The organism is Aromatoleum sp., from assembly GCF_032027225.1.
Taxonomy (GTDB): domain Bacteria; phylum Pseudomonadota; class Gammaproteobacteria; order Burkholderiales; family Rhodocyclaceae; genus Aromatoleum.
This window is the reverse complement of record NZ_JAVSMM010000004.1, coordinates 1-17,400: the sequence shown is the minus strand read 5'-3', so window position 1 is coordinate 17,400 and position 17,400 is coordinate 1. Positions and strand designations below refer to the sequence as shown.

At 63.4% G+C, this 17,400-nt stretch carries 14 protein-coding genes and 1 riboswitch; of the genes, 12 read left to right on the top strand and 2 right to left on the bottom strand.

What is annotated here, in order from left to right; all coding sequences use genetic code 11:
- Nucleotides 1-44 precede the first annotated feature (44 nt).
- The 4 genes from ROZ37_RS06300 to tssH are packed head-to-tail and all read left to right on the top strand — an operon-like array spanning nt 45 to nt 5,869.
- The gene (locus ROZ37_RS06300) at nt 45-311 is read left to right on the top strand and encodes a PAAR domain-containing protein (protein ID WP_312658347.1); all 267 of its coding nucleotides are present in this window, start codon (nt 45-47) and stop codon (nt 309-311) included.
- 27 nt (nt 312-338) lie between these two features.
- Nucleotides 339-2,195, top strand: a complete 1,857-nt coding sequence (gene tssF / locus ROZ37_RS06295; protein ID WP_312658346.1) for a type VI secretion system baseplate subunit TssF — start codon at nt 339-341, stop codon at nt 2,193-2,195.
- On the top strand, nt 2,159-3,199 hold the full coding sequence (gene tssG, locus ROZ37_RS06290; protein ID WP_312658344.1) for a type VI secretion system baseplate subunit TssG: 1,041 nt from the start codon (nt 2,159-2,161) through the stop codon (nt 3,197-3,199). The genes tssF and tssG overlap by 37 nt, the downstream gene beginning before the upstream one ends.
- 39 nt (nt 3,200-3,238) lie before the next feature.
- Nucleotides 3,239-5,869 carry a type VI secretion system ATPase TssH gene (gene tssH / locus ROZ37_RS06285; protein ID WP_312658342.1) on the top strand — a complete coding sequence of 877 codons (2,631 nt, stop codon included), beginning with the start codon at nt 3,239-3,241 and terminating at the stop codon, nt 5,867-5,869.
- A gap of 41 nt (nt 5,870-5,910) precedes the next feature.
- On the opposite strand, the gene tssA is transcribed toward tssH, so the two are convergent.
- Both tssA and ROZ37_RS06275 read right to left on the bottom strand, forming a co-directional pair.
- Nucleotides 5,911-6,987, bottom strand: a complete 1,077-nt coding sequence (gene tssA, locus ROZ37_RS06280; RefSeq protein ID WP_312658341.1) for a type VI secretion system protein TssA — start codon at nt 6,985-6,987, stop codon at nt 5,911-5,913.
- Nucleotides 6,988-7,491: 504 nt separating this feature from the next.
- On the bottom strand, nt 7,492-7,899 hold the full coding sequence (locus ROZ37_RS06275; RefSeq protein WP_312658340.1) for a hypothetical protein: 408 nt from the start codon (nt 7,897-7,899) through the stop codon (nt 7,492-7,494).
- A 90-nt stretch (nt 7,900-7,989) separates the two neighbouring features.
- Nucleotides 7,990-8,077, bottom strand: a riboswitch (cyclic di-GMP riboswitch).
- 565 nt (nt 8,078-8,642) lie between these two features.
- On the opposite strand from ROZ37_RS06275, the gene ROZ37_RS06270 reads away from it, so the two are divergent.
- The 8 genes from ROZ37_RS06270 (at nt 8,643) to ROZ37_RS06235 (ending at nt 16,779) form a co-directional block, all read left to right on the top strand.
- Complete coding sequence (locus tag ROZ37_RS06270) at nt 8,643-9,980, top strand: integrase family protein (protein WP_312658338.1); 1,338 nt, start codon at nt 8,643-8,645, stop codon at nt 9,978-9,980.
- Between the two features lie 67 nt (nt 9,981-10,047).
- Entirely contained in the window at nt 10,048-11,202 is a 1,155-nt protein-coding gene (locus ROZ37_RS06265; protein ID WP_312658337.1) for a hypothetical protein, read from the top strand.
- 61 nt (nt 11,203-11,263) lie between these two features.
- Nucleotides 11,264-11,677 carry a hypothetical protein gene (locus ROZ37_RS06260; protein ID WP_312658336.1) on the top strand — a complete coding sequence of 138 codons (414 nt, stop codon included), beginning with the start codon at nt 11,264-11,266 and terminating at the stop codon, nt 11,675-11,677.
- Nucleotides 11,677-12,210 carry a DUF1376 domain-containing protein gene (locus ROZ37_RS06255; protein WP_312658335.1) on the top strand — a complete coding sequence of 178 codons (534 nt, stop codon included), beginning with the start codon at nt 11,677-11,679 and terminating at the stop codon, nt 12,208-12,210. Before ROZ37_RS06260 ends, ROZ37_RS06255 begins: the two co-directional genes overlap by 1 nt.
- Nucleotides 12,207-13,181 (top strand): primase-helicase zinc-binding domain-containing protein, encoded by a 975-nt coding sequence (locus ROZ37_RS06250; RefSeq protein ID WP_312658334.1) that lies wholly within the window; start codon nt 12,207-12,209, stop codon nt 13,179-13,181. The genes ROZ37_RS06255 and ROZ37_RS06250 overlap by 4 nt, the downstream gene beginning before the upstream one ends.
- Nucleotides 13,174-13,608: a hypothetical protein gene (locus ROZ37_RS06245; RefSeq protein WP_312658333.1), complete on the top strand. Its 435-nt coding sequence runs from the start codon at nt 13,174-13,176 to the stop codon at nt 13,606-13,608. The genes ROZ37_RS06250 and ROZ37_RS06245 overlap by 8 nt, the downstream gene beginning before the upstream one ends.
- Nucleotides 13,609-13,802: 194 nt before the next feature.
- On the top strand, nt 13,803-15,638 hold the full coding sequence (locus ROZ37_RS06240; protein ID WP_312658332.1) for a class I SAM-dependent DNA methyltransferase: 1,836 nt from the start codon (nt 13,803-13,805) through the stop codon (nt 15,636-15,638).
- A 124-nt stretch (nt 15,639-15,762) separates the two neighbouring features.
- Nucleotides 15,763-16,779 carry a PDDEXK nuclease domain-containing protein gene (locus tag ROZ37_RS06235; RefSeq protein WP_312658331.1) on the top strand — a complete coding sequence of 339 codons (1,017 nt, stop codon included), beginning with the start codon at nt 15,763-15,765 and terminating at the stop codon, nt 16,777-16,779.
- Nucleotides 16,780-17,400 lie beyond the last annotated feature (621 nt).

Below are 17,400 nucleotides of genomic sequence, written 5' to 3'. Positions count from 1 at the left end.
CGGCGCCCAAAAGCCTTCCGTGCTTAACAAACGAAATAACATTCATGCGAAACGTAATTCGACTCGGCGATGCGACTTCTCACGGCGGCAGTGTGATCGCCGTTGCCGCCACCCACTACACCGTCGATGGCATTCCCGTCGCGCGAGTTGGAGACCGCTGCACGTGCCCGCTCAAGGGGCATGACAACTGCACGATTGTGGAGGGCGATGCGTCGGTGACCGTCGACGGCGTTCCGGTCGCTTTCGACGGGCACAAGACGAGTTGCGGCGCAGCGCTGCTGGCGAGCACCGGTCGTTTCGGCAAGCGGTGACGGCGATGACCGTGCCGGTGCGATGTCATGCTTGAATCCCTCCTCCCCTACTACGAGCGTGAGCTCGCCCACCTGCGCGAGCTGTCGGGCGAGTTCGCGCGGCGCTATCCGAAGATCGCTGGTCGCCTGCAACTCGAAGGCGACCGGTGCGAGGACCCACATACCGAGCGCGTCATCGAGGCATTCGCATTTCTGGCCGCGCGTATCCATCGCAAGCTCGACGACGAATATCCGGAGATCGCGACGAGCCTCCTCGATGTCGTGTACCCGCACTACCTGCAGCCTATCCCGGCGTCGACGATTGTCCAGTTTCAAACGGACCGGGCGCGTCCCGAACTGGCTCGGCGCTACACCGTCGAGCGCCACCAGGCGGTCCATTCGCCCGCAGTGCAGGGGGTCGAATGCCGCTTCCGCACATGTTATCCAGTGGAACTTCTTCCGCTATCCCTGACGGCGGCGCGGCTCGAGTTGACGTCGGGTTCGGAACATCTGCGCCGGCTAGCTACCGACGCCGCAGCAGTGCTGACGCTCGAGCTCGAAACCCACGGCGACCTCGAGATTTCGCAAATCGGCGTTCAGCGCCTGCGCTTCTTCCTGGACGGCGAGCCGCCGCTGATGCATTTGCTGTATGAAGTGCTGCTCTCGTCGGTGCAACGAATTCGCGTCGATGATGGCAGCGGCAGCGCTTCGCGCGAACGCGATCTTCCGGTCGGCGCCATCCAGGCGGTGGGATTCGGTCGCGAGGAGGGCATGCTCGAGTACGACGAACGCTCCTTCCTCGGTTACAGGCTGCTGACGGAATATTTCAGCTTTCCCGACAAGTTCCTGTTTGTCGACTTCACGCGGCTCGACGAAGCAGCGGCATCGCTTTGCGGCGGCCGACTCGTGGTCCGCTGCGCGATTCGGCAGTGGCCCGACACCGAGCGCCATGCGCGCCTTCTCGACAAGCTCGGCCCGCAGCATCTGAAGCTGGGCTGCACGCCAGTCGTGAATCTCTTCGCCCACGCCGCCGAGCCGATTCGCGTGACGCACCAGCAGACGTCCTATCCGGTGCGCGCGGACCGGCGCAAACCGCACGCGTACGAGGTCGTTCAGATCCGGCGTGTGCGGCGGGTCGAGCGCGGCGGTGGCAGGGAGTGCAGCGAGGAGGTCCCGGCGTTCTACGCTGGCGACCACCGCGTCGGACAAGGAGCACGCTTTCATTGGCACGCGAGTCGGGAAGGCTCGGTGCGGAAGGACGACAAAGGGACCGACGTCGCGCTGCATCTGGTAGATCTCGATTTCGAACCCGTGCGCCCCGCCGCCGAAGTGCTGAGCCTCGAACTCCTGTGCAGCAACCGGGATCTCCCCGAACAGATTCCGTTCGGCGGCAGTCAGAGCGCACCACTCACCGACTTCAGCGTCCCCGGCCACCCGCTCGTCAAGCGCGTTCGTCTGCTCCGCAAGCCCAGCCCCAGCCTGCGTCCGCCCACTCGCCGCGGACTGCAGTGGCGACTGATTTCGCACCTGTCGCTGAACTATCTGTCTATCGTCGGTGAGGGCAAGGAGACGCTGCAGGAACTTCTCGGCCTTTATGACCTGACCGGTTCGTCAGTGACTGCCCGCCAGATCGAGGGCATCGTGGCGATCGGCAGCGAACCAAGCTTGGTGCGTGTCGCGGGGCGTGATTTCAGCGGCTTCGTTCGCGGTACCGATATCAGTCTGACGCTCGATGACGATTACTTCGTCGGTGCGAGCGGCTACCTCTTCGCGAGCGTGCTTGAGCGCTTCTTCGCGCTCTACTGCGCCCCCAACAGCTTCGTCCGCCTTCGCGTCCGAAGCGCCCGGCAACAGAGGGAGATCGCCGCATGGCCGCCGCGTTCGGGCGAAGCGCTCGTGATCTGAGCGACGAACTCGCCGGCGACGCGAGTGCCTACGAGTTCTTTCAGGCCGTGCGATTGCTGGCGCTCGAGGCGCAGCGAGCCGGTGATCCGTCGCGGGACGGACTGCCATCCGGGCTGCGTTTTCGCACGCCCCCGACGCTGTCGTTTCCCCCGAGTGAACTCGTCCGCTACCGGCCCGCGGAAGTCTCCGCGGTCGACGAAATCCGCGACGAGATGAGTGTCGCCTTCATGGGACTCACCGGGCCGAGCGGTGCGCTTCCGGCGGTCTACACCGAACTGTTGATCGAGCGGCGCGACGTTTTCGGCGACACTGCGGCGCACGCGTTTCTCGACCTCTTCAGCCACCGCGCGATTGCGCTGTTTCACGGCGCGTGGCGAAAGTACCGCCACTGGCTCGGGGTCGAAAGCGGGGAGCGAGACGGCTTGACCCGCAACCTGCTGGATCTCGCCGGGCTCGGATTCGGACGGCTGCGGGAGGCGCTCGATTCGGGCGGCAAGGCGGGCTGCGGCGAGAACTTCTTCATCCGTCACGCCGGCCTGCTCGCGCAGAAGCCGCTTTCCGCGTCCGCTGTTGCGAGCCTGGTCGGAGCCTTCGCCCGTGTCCCCGCCGAACTCGTTCAGTTCGTTGGGCAATGGGTCGAGTTGCCACTCGGTGAGCAGACCCGCCTCGGGTCGGGTGGCGGCGAACTCGGCTGCTCGGCCTTCATCGGCGGCCGGCTATGGGATCGGCAGACGAAGGTGCAATTGCGCCTGGGGCCGATGCGGCGGGAGAGGTTCGAGCAGTTTCTGCCTGGCGAACGGGGCACCGAAGGTCTGGCGGAACTGATGCGCTTCGCAGTCGGGTTCGGCCTCGCCTGCGACGTGATCCTCGTTCTCGACCGGGGAGACGTGCCCGCACCGCGCCTGGCAGCGGACGCTCAGCTACGCCTCGGTGCCAACGTCTGGCTCGCGGATGGGATGCCCACGACCGACCCCGACGAGATGTGTTACCGGCTTCTGCAATAGCGCCGCTCAGACCGATTTCCACAACGAGGACATTCCAGTATGCAAAGCCTGCTCAAGGCGCTGTTTGCCCGTCTCACTCCGGCGGCGCGCGCCGCATTCGAGGACGCCGTCGGCCGCGCCGTGTCGCGGACGAACCATGAAGTCGAAATCGAACACGTCCTGCTGGCGCTGCTCGGCACCGACACGAATGCGCTGGCTGCGGCATTGCACGCGTCGGGCATCGTGGGCGCCGACGTCGAGCGCGAGTTGAACGGCGCGACGGACCGGTTCCGCAGCGGAAACATGCGCCATCCGCTCCTGTCGGCGAGCCTGGTCACGTGGCTGGAACGCGCGTGGCTCCTCGCCTGCGCCGAAAGGGGCGAGGAGCACGTGTCGAGTCTCGATCTGTTGCTTGCGCTGCTCGTCGACGACGGCTTGCGGTCCGGCATCGCACAGACGACGCCGACCCTGGCTACGATCGAGCCGGCCAGGCTCGCGGAAGCGTACCAGGCCCTGCGGCGCCACGGCGGCGAGGGCGGCGCCGAGGCCCATCCCGACGCGATTGGCGGAATGCAGCTTCCCCCGTCCCGGTGCTCTTCGGGCGCGACCTCGACATCGCTCCGGCGATACACGATTGATTTAACGGCGCTCGCGGAGGCCGGCAAGATCGATCCGGTGATCGGGCGCGAAGCAGAGATCCGCCAACTCGTCGACATTTTGCTCCGCCGGCGACAGAACAATCCGATCCTCACCGGAGAGCCGGGGGTGGGCAAGACCGCGGTCGTCGAGGGGCTTGCGCTCAGGATCGCGCGGGGCGAGGTGCCACCAGCCCTCGCCGGCATCCGCTTGCGCACGCTCGACCTCGGCCTGCTGCAGGCGGGAGCGAGCGTGAAGGGGGAGTTCGAAAATCGGCTCCGCCAGGTGATCGATGAGGTGAAAGCGAGCAGTGTGCCGATCGTCTTGTTCATCGACGAGGCGCACACGCTGATCGGCGCAGGTGGGCAGGCGGGCCAGAACGACGCGGCGAACCTGCTGAAGCCGGCGCTCGCCCGCGGCGAGTTGCGCACGATCGCGGCAACGACGTGGTCGGAGTACAAGAAGTATTTCGAGAAGGATGCGGCGCTGGCCCGGCGCTTCCAAGTCGTGAAGGTCGAGGAGCCCGATGTCGAGACGGCCGTCCACATGGTGCGCGGCATCGCGCAGGCGATGTCCGCACATCATGGCGTGAACATTCGCGAAGAGGCGATCCGAGCCGCGGTCGATTTGTCGAGCCGCTATCTCGCGGGACGGCAATTGCCCGACAAGGCGATCGGCGTACTCGATACCGCCTGCGCTCGTGTCGCACTGTCGCGAGCGGGGCGGCCGGGCCCGGTCGAGGACGTCGAAACGCTCGTCACGAACATCGGGCGCGAGCTTGCCGCGCTGCGCGACGAGAACGGGGCGGCGGAGCGAACCGCGGAGCTCGAACGGCGCCGCGCGGAGTTGGAAGGCGATCTCGACCGCTTGCGCGAGGCGTGGGCGGCGCAGAGGAATCTGATCGTCGAAATCGACGCGCTGAAGGGGAAGGATCGGAAGGGTACATCTCCCGCAAACAACGAGCTGACGGGCCGGCGTGCGGTGCTGCGCGAGCTACACCGAGCGATGCCGTTGGCGTTCGAGTGCGTCGACGCCAACGTCATCGCGGATGTTGTCAGTGCCTGGACCGGCATTCCGCTCGGCCGGATGATCGGTGACGAACTCGGTCGAGTGCAGAATCTCGCGGGAACTCTCGCGAAGCGGGTCGTGGGGCAGGACCATGCGCTCGGGCTGATTGCCGAGCGGGTGCAGATCGCGAAAGCCGGGCTCGAAGACCCGGTCAAGCCGAAAGGCGTGTTCCTGCTGGTCGGTCCGTCTGGCGTCGGGAAGACCGAAACCGCTCTCGCGCTCGCCGAAGCGCTATACGGCGGAGAGCGCAATGTCGTCACGATCAACATGTCGGAGTATCAGGAGGCGCACAGCATCTCCGGGCTCAAGGGCTCGCCGCCGGGCTACGTCGGCTACGGCGAAGGGGGCGTGCTGACCGAGGCGGTGCGCCGCCGGCCGTATTCCGTTGTGTTGCTCGACGAAGTCGAAAAAGCGCACCCCGATGTGCTCGAACTCTTCTTCCAGGTGTTCGATAAGGGCGTGCTCGAAGACGGCGAAGGGCGCGCCGTGGATTTCCGGAACACGCTGATCCTGCTCACGTCGAACGCCGGAGCAGACCTCGTGATGCGTGCGGTCGAAGGCGGTGTGGCGACGGCGACCGACGAGACGCCGCGCGCACCGACGCCCGAGGAACTCGTCGGATTGCTGCGTCCGACGCTGCAGAAGGTTTTCAAACCCGCGCTCCTCGGTCGCCTGACGGTCGTGCCTTATTTCCCGATCGGACAGGATGTCCTCGAACAGATCGTCGCGCTGAAACTGCAACGTATCGGCGAGCGCATCACCGCCCATCACGGCGCACGCGTTCACTTCGCGCCGACTCTGGTCGAACTGATCGCTCGACGCTGCTACGACGTCGATAGCGGCGCGCGCGACGCTGAAGCAGTCCTGACCCGGACCGTGCTGGCCGACATCTCGTCGCAACTCCTCGATCGGATCGCGAAGGGCAAACCGGTCAAACGCGTTGCGGTGTCGGCAAGCGACGGGATGACCCGCGTGAAGGTCAGTTGAAGGTGCAAGACGAGGAAACGTGAGGGGCTGGCGCCCCCGCGTCAGCCGCGGCGGATGCCGAGTAATTCGTCGATCTGGCCGAGCGTCGAGCCGTCCTTGATTACCGTTGCGAGCCAGTCTTCGAGCGGCATTTCAGCCCAGCGTGCCGCGCGCTCGACCAGAAGTGCGACCGGACTGTGGGGTTCGTAGGTGCGGAAATAGCGGGCGGCCTCGTGCAGCAGGCCGATCGCTTGAACGCGGGATGGCGGCGAACCGATCGAGCCGAGCCCCGCGGTGTCCAAAGCAGGCGTGATTGGAGCGGAGAACCGATCCGGAACGGACGGCTCCGGGGGCGGTGGGGAGGCGCCCTGGGTCGGTTCGAAACGATCCATTCGCCGTCTGCATACCTCGCCGCATGCGTCGAGCGCGTCCTTTATCGGCGCGAGGTTTGGCGCTTCGGTAGCGAAGCGCTCATCGACTTCCAGCCGGAGTTCAGCGAAATGCGCCTGCGCCAGGCACAGTTGCTCGTCGAGGGCCTCGAACCAGGCCCGTCCCGACAGCGCGGCGCTGCGGTCGAACTGCTCCCCCGTGAGCTTTCCTTCGGCGGCGGAGCGCTCAGCGGCGCCGGCGTCCCGCAGCGCCAGGTTGTCAACCTCGCGCGACTCCCTGTAGCGATACCAGTCGTAACCTCCGTGGGCGGGCGCGGTCAGGGGAATCCGACGGATTTCGTCCGCCAGTTGCGTCGATAGCCAGTCGAGCCGCGCCGCCCGTTCATCCGCGCCGTCGCGTTCCAACGAGGGGTAGCCAATGTCCCAGTAACGCTGCAATAGGCCGGTGACGAGCCGCAATCCGATCGTCAGTCCGTCGAAGCCCTCGATTCTGGCCAATGCTTCGGCGTACCATGCGGCGATCTGGAGATCCTTGCTGCGACGGCAGAGCGCTTCCTCGCACAACTGCCCGACCCGTGCCCACTCCGCTCGCTTCGGTGCAGTCTCCCAATCGCCTTGCGCGAGCGCGGGCTCATCCGCGCGTCGTGCTTCACGTATCTCGTCGAACAGCGCCGAATAGGTCAAGTCCTCCCCTTGCGGGCACGCGTCCGAGATCGGCAAAAGTAACTGCTCCAATCGACTCTGGTCCATCCGCCCCAATTTCCCGTCGTGTAAAATGATCGCAGCATATCACGTGAAGCAAAAACGATATCTCATCCAAAAGGGGTGACGATCGATCGTCGGATTGCGGGGGAGCAAGCATCCCCCGGCTGACGGCTACGCGGTGCACATCCCATTGACGCCAACGGTGACCTCAAGGGGAATCGTTTAATTACACTGCGTACTGACTATACATTTTTGTAATTCCGTAACGGAGTGGCAGAGATCAAGGAGGTTGTCGACATTGACGTAATTGACATGCTTCCCGTCACGCGGGCGCTCAGCGCCGCTGGGTGGCCCCGACCACGCGAGCGCGGGCGAACGTCAGCGCGCTTATCGGCAACGGCAGTAGAAAAGGGAATGTGGAAGATAAAGAAGCCCGGACGGCGGGTGTGCGACGCTGACGCGCCTTTTCGGTAGGACGTCATTGGCCTTCAGCGGTGCGCGAACTGCTTATCACTAGTGGCTCGCGCCCACGCTGGACGAGCGTGCGCGTTAATTGGCGTAGCTGTCGAGATCTGACATGACGTCCATAACCGTATCTAGTGCAAGGGAAGCAGCCATTTCGTATCCCTTGGCTATGACAAAATTCCCGTCCTCAAACTTGTAGGCGCTAAATCTTTTGACGGGCACTTCCTTCGAGCCGCGCTTACGCAGGGCAACAGCAACATGTACTAGCGTCCTACTGCTGTTTACGTACGCGTCCGTTATTACGACAAGCTGATGCGTCTTATTGTATTTATTGCAGTATTGTTCGGTAACCTTTGAGCCGATATCCTTCTCTATGCGATTGTATGTTTGGGTTGGTCCATAGTGTTCCCAATTGAATGTGCATTCTCCGAAAGCGGGACCACTGAACGCCAAAATTGTGAGCACGGTTGCAAACACTGCTTTGTGATTCATCGCCTTTCCTCGACTAGAAGGATAACCTTGATGCCCCCGATGGGGCTTTGGCTAGCTGGATGGCGGGATGCGCCGGAGTGACGGCGGAATTCCGGCAGCCCTGCTAGCGTAGCGACCATCTCGCCTTAGCTCAGAAGCTTTGCGTCCCCGCCTTTCGATGGGTTTGCCCTTTCATGTGTAACAAATGATATCCGCGACGGATTGCCCCCGCAAGCAAGAAGCGGGGTAATGGGCATGCTTGCCGTCTGGGGGTAGAGAGCCGCGAGCATGACTGCGTGCGGTCAGTAGGGGCACCTCTGGGGGGGCGCAAGTGGGGGGCGATGCGGGGCTAGGGTTTGAGGCGCGCGCCGCTCCGGGGCCTCGGCGAGTCGTCGCGTGCTGCACTGGCCGCTAACCGTGGCACGGGCAGCTAATGGCAGAGCGGTAACGAAGCGGTAAAAACGGACAGCAAGCAAAAAGGCCAACTCGAAGAGTTGGCCTTTTTGCTTGCTGTCCGTGGTGGGGGCACTAGGATTCGAACCTAGGACCTACTGATTAAGAGTCACAAAAAAACCGGCTTTCGGATCATAGACATATATCATCGCTTGCCCCCACTATACCCGTAAAATGCCAGTACTTTCATAGTGATAGACGATTTCGTCATGCTCGTGGCAATAGACAGAAACGGACATCCATCGGTAGAATTTGGCTACACCGTGGCTACACCAGCCGCCTGTTACCACCCCTCGTCGGGAGCCGATGCTATGCAGCGCGAACGCCTCACCCCTGAGCGGATCCGCCGCTTCACTTGCCCCGACGGCACGAAGCAGGCTTTCTTGTGGGACACCCTGTCGCCCCGGTTGGCCGTCCGTGCGACGGCAGGCGCGAAGGCTTTCATTTTCGAAACGAAGCTGAACCGCCAGACTATCCGGCGCAAGATTGGCGACGTGCGCGCGTGGACGGTCGAGGACGCGCGCGCCGAAGCGAACCGGCTGACAACTCTCGTTGATCAAGGTGTCGACCCGCGCGAGCTCGACCGACAGCAGAAGGAGGCGAAAGCGGCAACCCTGGCGGCGATAGAGGCCGCAAGGGCGGACGCCGAACGGCGGCAGCGCTTTACCCTTCGTGCCTTGTGCGACGCCTACACCGACGCTCTGCAGCGGGTCGGCAAGGCGAAAAGCGCGGCCGCGACGCGCTCGGCCTTCAAGTGCCATGTGTTCCCAAACACCCAAATTGCACTCTTACCGGCCCGCGAAGTCACTCCTCATCAAATCGCGGCCATGGTTCGTAAAGTTCGCGAGGCGGGCAAGGAGCGCGCTGCCGGCATTTTGCGCTCGTACCTATCCGCCGCCTACAACGCGGCTAAGCGAGCGCCCTTCGATTCCTCGCTGCCATCAGATCTGATCGCGTTCGAGATCGAGCATAACCCCGTGGACGCGGTGCCGGCGATTGCGGTACGGCGCGGTGACCGGACGTTGTCGGCGAAGGAGTTGAGAGCGTACGTTGGGTTCGCGCTACGGGTCGGGCGAGCCGATGTGGACGGCGCTGCCTTGCCCGACCAGGCGCTGCTGCTCGCCCTGCTGGCCGGGGGCCAACGCATGGCACAACTACTGCGCGCGAAGGTCGCCGACTTCGATCGCGCGTCGGCCACGCTCAGGCTTTGGGATGGGAAGGGCAAGCGCGCCGAAGCACGCGAACATCTGTTGCCGCTTGCCCCCAAGGGGGCCGCGATCGCTGCGAGTCTTGCCGAGCGCGCGAAGAAGCACGAACAGGTGCGGGCAGCTGAGGAGGGGCGAACGCCCGATATGACGCGCCTGTGGCTTTTCTCAACTCACGGCCGCGTACCTATGACCGAGACGACGCCGGGCAAACGCGTCGCCGAAATTAGCGCTGCCATGGGCGGCGAGCCGTTCGACCTCCGCGACATACGTCGTACGTGCGAAACGATGCTCGCCGGCATGGGGATATCGCGCGATGTTCGGGCACAGCTTCTCTCGCACGGTATCAGCGGCGTTCAAGCCGCGCACTACGACCGACACAGCTACGCGGCCGAGAAGCGGGCCGCCCTGCTCGCGTGGGAGGCCGAGCTCGACGCAATTTGAGGCTGTCATAACAGCTCACTTCGCCCTCGTCACAACCAGCTCCGCTGCGGTGGAAGGCAATTTAAAGATGAACAAGAACTACGATCCAGTGCTGCATATTTCCGAGGACAAACGTATATGGTGGCGGCTCGACGACGCGATCAAACTGGGGGCGGGATATATTCCGGTGGGCTGGGATGACAACGATGATCCGCTGCTCGAGCCGCCGCAAAAACAGGCTGGTGAAGTAGACCAGGATCTGGTGATGACGGCTTTCCATCTGGCCCAGACAGACGGATCCGCGCCTGCGGTCACCGTTCGGGCAGATGGTAAATTCGTAGAGGCGCGCGAGTTCCTTCAATGGGTTCGGCAGTCCGTCGTGCAGAGGCTGGAATCGGCTAAATATCTCGACGAACTGGAACATCACATCTTGGTGGCGCTCCTACGGTGGGGGGGAGGCAAAGGGCAGACGCCAGTTTCCGTCGAACCGCCGTACGAACCTGTCTCTGCCGTGTTGTCCGACTGGTTCGAGACACGGTTCGCTGAACTGCCTAAACGACATCAGCGTCGCGTCGCCTCACTGTGTTTTCCGGGCCGGTGGGACGAGCTTTCGTCGGATCAACGTCGCCGACGGGCGGTCAGCTGGGACTACAACCATGATCCTCAAACGCAGGCCGATCGCGAGCGGGTCGAGCAACTGATGATTCAATCTTTATTCCTGTCGAACGAGATTAATGCACTGGAACGGTTGCCGCCGCAGACCGTTGCCGAGATTGTCGTGAAGGATGAGAAATTGAAGGACTTGCGTGAACGGCTGCGCCGCCTTGATGAGGAGGAAAAGCCCCTCCGCCTCGCACAAGAGCAATACGATCCCGGCCGTACGCCGCCACCGCCCGTCGAGATCCTGCGCACGAACCGTGTCGAAACGTCAACGAAGCAAGACGACTTGGCAATCGAACTGTATGACGTCCTCGAGAAGATGCATGCGGGAGATGAGCGCGTAACCGCCGCGACGGTGATGGCCCGGCTACAAGCTCGCGCCGGCACGAAAGGTAGCTGCATTCATGAGTGCATCCGCGAGGGCGTTATTTGGATCCGCAGCAGCAACGGACAGCACGAAAAGTTGACCGTCAAAAATCTGAACGACCGCCTCGCCCGCCAGAGAGATCGCGAGGCGCACAAAACGCGCAGAATACTCGCGGAACACGCGCTAAGCGTGCGGAACACGCGCCAAGCGCGCTAAACCGCAACCCGATTTAGCGGGGATTAATTTGGATCGCCTTCCTAGACATGGAGCGATCCTCATGCAACAGAATCAACACCCCCGCAGCTACTACAACACCCGTCGCGCCGCCACCGTGCTCGGCGGCATTCGGCCCGCCAGCCTCGCGACCGCCTTGTACCGCCACGGACACTACTGCGGCGTCGTCCCGGCGCGCCTCCCGAACGGCCGGCTGCTGTGGCCCGCGGACGAAATCGACGCGTTGGCTGCGGGAGCACGCGCGAACGAGGCGCCGGCGGTCGGAGAACGGCTCGCAGCCGGCCGAAAGAAGGCGGGGCGCGTCGAAAAAAAGCTGACCCGACCCGAGCATACCGACGACAGCACGGGCTGCATGGGTCGCCAGCAGGGCTTCGTCGCCCCGCACGTCGCCGCTCTGCTCGCGCTCGCAGTCTCCGTCGGGGCTGCGCTCGTCTCCGTCGGCGCGCGGGGATTGTGATGACGGTCAAATGCGCGAGCGCAAACATGCGGCGGCCGTACCGTTTCAGTATCCACGCGTCCGACCTGATCGCCGATACGCAGCATCTCCCGCCGGAGGCGTTCGGCTGCTACATCCGGCTGCTCGTGTCCTACTGGCGCGTGGGGCCGCCGAAGGACGTTGATGAGGTGCTGGCTCGCATCGTAGGGCTGCCTGTGCGCAAATGGCAAAAGCTGCGGCGCGAAGTCGAAGTGTTCTTCGACGTGCGGCAAGGCGAGTGGCTGCACGGTCAGCTCGACGAAGAATTGGAGGCAGCGTGCGTCGCTATCAATAAGAACCACGCGCGTACCAAGGCCGCTACCGCAGCACGTAAGGTCCGGACAGCGGCCCATGACGACGTACGTGACGTTGTCCCAAACGAAAGTATACCGACCCCCTCCTTCGGGGCGGCTCGACCGGCAGCGGCCCTTGCCAAGGGGAAGGTGTGTTCGCGCGACGACTTCGAAAACGACGTGAGCATGGCCGAGGGTGTGGGCGATGGGAGGAATGCATGAAGGCTCTGATCAAGTACGCGAGCACGAAGCCGAAAGTGCGACAAGTCGCGCAAGGCCGTTGGCGGGAGATCTTGCCCCTTGTGGGTATCGACGCGAGCGCGCTGTCCGGCAGACACGGCCCCTGCCCGATGTGCGGTGGCGTTGATCGCTTCCGCTTTGATGACCAAGAGGGGCGTGGAACCTACTTCTGCTCGCAGTGCGGGGCCGGCGACGGCGTTCAGCTGGTCATGCGCTGCACCGGTCAGAATTTTCATGCTGCCGCACAACAAATCGAGCGCGTGGTCGAACGCGGGCTGCCGAGCGTCGAGAAGACAAAGCGCACCGTCGAGGATAAGCGCGGAGCGCTGCGCCGAGTGTGGGAAGGGGCGACGGGGATCCAGATGGGCGACGAGGTATTCCAGTACTTGCGCGCACGCGGGCTTCAACTCGATCACCTCCCCAACGCGATTCGCACGCATCCCTGCCTCCAGTTCCGCGACGCTGATATTGTCGACAGCTTCCCTGCCATGATCGGGACGGTCACCGCCCCGAGCGGTAAGGCGCTGACCGTTCATCGAACCTATCTGAAGGACGCTCGGAAGGCACCCGTTCCCAATCCTAAGCGTCTCATGCCCGCTCTGCAGCCGATCTCCGGGGCGGCCATCCGACTTGCGCCGCTCGCACCCTGCCTGGGCGTCGCCGAAGGCATCGAGACGGCGCTCGCCGTCAGCGAGCTCTTCAACGTCCCCTGCTGGTCCTGCATCTCGGCGAACGGCATGAGCTCCTTCCAGCCGCCGGACGGGGTTCGAAAGGTGATCCTCTTCGCGGACAATGACCCGAACGCTGTAGGCGAGCAGGCAGCCGCATTAGCGGCACAGCGGTTGTCACGCCTCCGGTACGAGGTTGATGTCGTGATCCCGTCCGTTTCGGGCGACTGGCTCGACGAGCTGAATCGCCGCAAGGCTGTTCGGGCGGAGGGAAAGGATGAGTGAGCCCGTCTACGGCATTCAGTGTGATTTTTGGCCGGACGAGCTTTCGGTCGAGCGCTTGGCGAATGCGCGACGAATGGTCGACGAACACGCGGCGTCGGAGGGACGCCTGTCAGCCGGCCCGGCGAGCAAGGTGAAGCCGCGAGCGAAACGTGTCGGCCTCGCCGAGCCGGGTGTCTCGATGTCGCCGGACTCGAGCGTCACGCCGTTGCCGGATTGGCTGCCGAGTGCAGCGTGGACCGCCTTCGTGCGGATGAGAGGGATAATCGGAGCTCCGCTTACGCCGCGCGCCATTAACCTTGCGTTGAATGCGCTCGCGAAACTGCGCGTCGAAGGCTATGAGCCGGACGAGGTTCTGCGCCATGCGGTCATGCAGAGAGCTCGCCGCCTCCTTGCGCCTTGCAATCTTGCACTGCCGCTCGAGCGCTAGAACAGCGATACGTTCTGCCTTCACGCGTGCACCACGCGTATTGCACGCGTAGCGACGCGTAAGTACGCGTGTCAGCGGGCGCAGCGAAAACGATAAATGGTACGCCGGCCGTGCTTCAATTCATCCCGGGACGACGGATTTCGGACCGACTCGGCCATAATCTCCCGCAAACGTTCCCGGTCCAATTACGCCATATGAATCAGCAAGCCCTTTCCGCTCTGATCTGGTCCGTCGCCGACCTGCTGCGCGGCGACTTCAAGCAGTCCGAGTACGGCCGCGTCATCCTTCCCTTCACCGTGCTGCGTCGCCTCGACTGTACGCTCGCGCCGACTAAGATGGCGGTGCTTGCCGAGCATCAGGCCAAGGTCGCCGCAGATCTGCCGTTCGAGCCGTTCGTGCTGAAGAAAGCCAGTGCCTCGTTCTACAACATCAGCCCGCTCGACCTGCCGAAACTGATCGGCGATCAGGACAACCTGCGCGCGAACCTGCACAGCTACGTCCAGGGCTTCGCCGCGGACGTGCGCGACATCTTCGAGCATTTCGATTTCGCCAACACCGTCGAGCGTCTGCATAAAGCCGGCCTGCTGTACCTCGTCGTCGAGAAGTTCGCCGGCATCGACCTGCATCCCGATTCCGTCCACAACGCACAGATGGGCCTGGTCTTCGAGGAGCTGATCCGCCGCTTCGCCGAGATCTCGAACGAGACCGCCGGCGAGCACTTCACGCCGCGCGAGGTCATCCGCCTGATGGTGAGTCTGCTTTTCGTGGAGGACGACGAGGCGCTGACGAAGTCCGGCACCGTGCGCACGATCTACGACCCCACCGCTGGCACCGGCGGCATGCTCTCGGTAGCGGGCGAGCATCTGGCTGACGTCAATCCCGGCGCGCGCATGACGATGTTCGGCCAGGAGCTCAACCCCGAGTCCTACGCGATCTGCAAGGCTGACATGCTCATCAAGGGCCAGGACGTGCGCAACATCGTCCTCGGCAACACGCTGTCGGACGACGGCCTGCCCGGACGGCAGTTTGACTACATGCTGTCGAATCCGCCGTTCGGAGTCGAATGGAAGAAGGTCGAGAAGGAAGTCCGGCGCGAGGCCGAGGAAAAGGGTTTCGCCGGCCGTTTCGGACCGGGCTTGCCCCGCGTGTCGGACGGCTCGCTGCTCTTCCTGCTACACCTGATCTCGAAGATGCGACCGGCCGAGCAGGGGGGCAGCCGCATCGGGATCGTGCTCAACGGTTCGCCGCTCTTCACCGGCGGCGCAGGCTCCGGCGAGTCGGAAATCCGGCGCTACGTGCTCGAGAACGACCTCGTCGAGGCGATCGTCGCGTTGCCGACCGACATGTTCTACAACACCGGGATTTCGACCTACGTGTGGATCCTGTGCAACCACAAGGTCGAGGACCGGCGCGGCTGGGTGCAGCTGATCGATGCGTCGAGCTTCTGGCAGAAGATGCGGAAGAGCCTGGGCTCGAAGCGCAAGGAGCTGTCCGAGGCGCACATCGCGGACATCACGCGCATCTTCGGCGGCTTCCTCGAGCTCGACCAGGCGGTCGTGACCGATGCGCAAGGCAAGGATCTCGCGCGTGTGGCGCTCTTCCCGGACGTGCCGCTGCCATCGGCGCCCGAGGGCGGCAAGGTCCGGCGCGTGCCGATCGCGAAGGTGTTCCGCAACGAAGAGTTCGGCTACCGCACGATCACGGTCGAACGGCCGCTGCGCGACGCGGCCGGCAATGTCGTGCTCGGCGAGCGCGGCAAGCAGAAAGGCAAGCGGCAGCCCGACAGCAGCCTGCGCGACACCGAGAACGTGCCGCTGGCCGAGGACATCGATGCTTATTTCCGGCGCGAGGTGCTGCCGCACGCCCCCGACGCGTGGATCGATCACGTGAGGACCAAGGTGGGCTACGAGATCCCGTTCAATCGCCACTTCTACGTCTTCGAGCCGCCGCGCCCGCTCGCCCAGATCGACGCCGACCTCAAACGCTCGACGGACCGGATCAAGCAGATGATCGAGGGGCTGGCGGGATGAAAAGGCGCTCTGGTTTGTACTTGCAAATTGCATTGCGTATAAATCGCGCCAACAAAACCCGCCAAGGCTTTACGCTCGTGCGCATCCTCAAACCGGCGGGTTACTCTTTTGTAAGGGGCCGCGCATGAAACCCCCGGTCCCCGACGCCGCAGCTAGCTTCGGCGAAATCCTCGGACTGATCGCTGCGGCACGGCAACGCGCGGTGCAGGCCGTCAACAGCGGGCTGATCGACCTGTACTGGCAAATCGGCGCGATCATCAGCCGCAGGATCGCCGCCGCCGAGTGGGGCGACGGCGTGGTAGCGCAGCTCGCCACGCATATCGCGAGCGCCCATCCCGGATTGCGCGGCTTCACGGCGCGCAATCTGTTCCGGATGAGGCAGTTCTACGAAACCTATCAAAATGACGAAAGCGTTGCGACGCTGCTGAGGCAGTTGCCGTGGACTCACAACCTTATAATCCTCGGCCAGTGCAAGCGCCCGGAGGAGCGTGTGTTCTATCTGCGCGCCGCGATCAGCGAGCAGTGGAGCAAACGAGAGCTGGAACGCCGGCTCAAGGCCGCGCTGTTCGAGCGTGTCATGCTGAATCCCGCAAAAGTGTCACCGCTGGTGACACAAATGCACCCCCAGGCACTCAGCGTCTTCCGCGACGCCTACATGGTCGAATTTCTCGGCCTGCCGGACGGCCACAGCGAGTCCGACCTGCACCGCGGCCTGCTGAACCAGCTGAAGAACTTCCTGATCGAGCTGGGGCGCGATTTCTGTTTCGTCGGCTCCGAATTTCCGCTGCAGGTCGGCAATCGGGATTTCGCGCTCGATCTGCTGTTCTTCCACCGCGGCCTGAACTGTTTGATCGCGATCGAACTGAAGGTCGGCCGCTTCGAGCCGGAGTACCTCGGCAAACTCGGCTTCTACCTCGAGGCGCTGGACCGGGACGTCAGAAAATCGCACGAGAACCCGGCCATCGGCCTGCTGCTATGCGCGAGCAAGGACGACGAGGTCGTCGAATACGCGCTGAGCCGCAGCCTGTCGCCCGCGCTGATCGCCGAGTATCGGACCCAGCTGCCCGACAAGAAGATGCTGCAGGCGAAGCTGCACGAGTTCTACTTGCAGAACGCCGCGGACGCGGGGGGAGAGGAATGAGTTTTCGACGGTATGAGGAATACAAGGACTCCGGCGTCGAGTGGCTGGGGGAGGTGCCGGCGCATTGGGAAATTCACAGACTTAAACGCTCTATCGCGACGTGCACGAACGGAATCTGGGGCAACGAAGCGCAAGGCGATGAAAATGACGTTCCCTGTGTTCGCGTCGCTGACTTCGATCGCACCGGCCTGACCGTAACCCTTTCCGACCCGACTATACGAAATATCGGGATAAGGGAACGTGTCGGGCGTTTGCTTGAAAGAGGCAATCTATTGCTTGAGAAATCCGGCGGCGGTGAGAAGCAGCCCGTCGGATGTGTTGTCATGTATGACGATGCTAGGGCTGCCGTTTGCTCCAACTTCGTCGCTCGGATGGTGCTTGCTCCCGATATGTGTCCATCCTTTTGGAGGTACGTTCACGCCGCCGCCTACGCGGTTCGGCTGACGACTGGGTCGATCAACCAGACTTCTGGGATCCAGAACCTAGCAGGGTGTTGAAAATTCCGCCTTCACCTTCGGTTTCCGGCCGCCTGGAAAAAAATCGATGCTGAAAAGATCCGACCTGAGCCGCCCTGATGACGATTCCAGCTGCTTTTTCAGCCGATTGTGCAACGGCAATTGG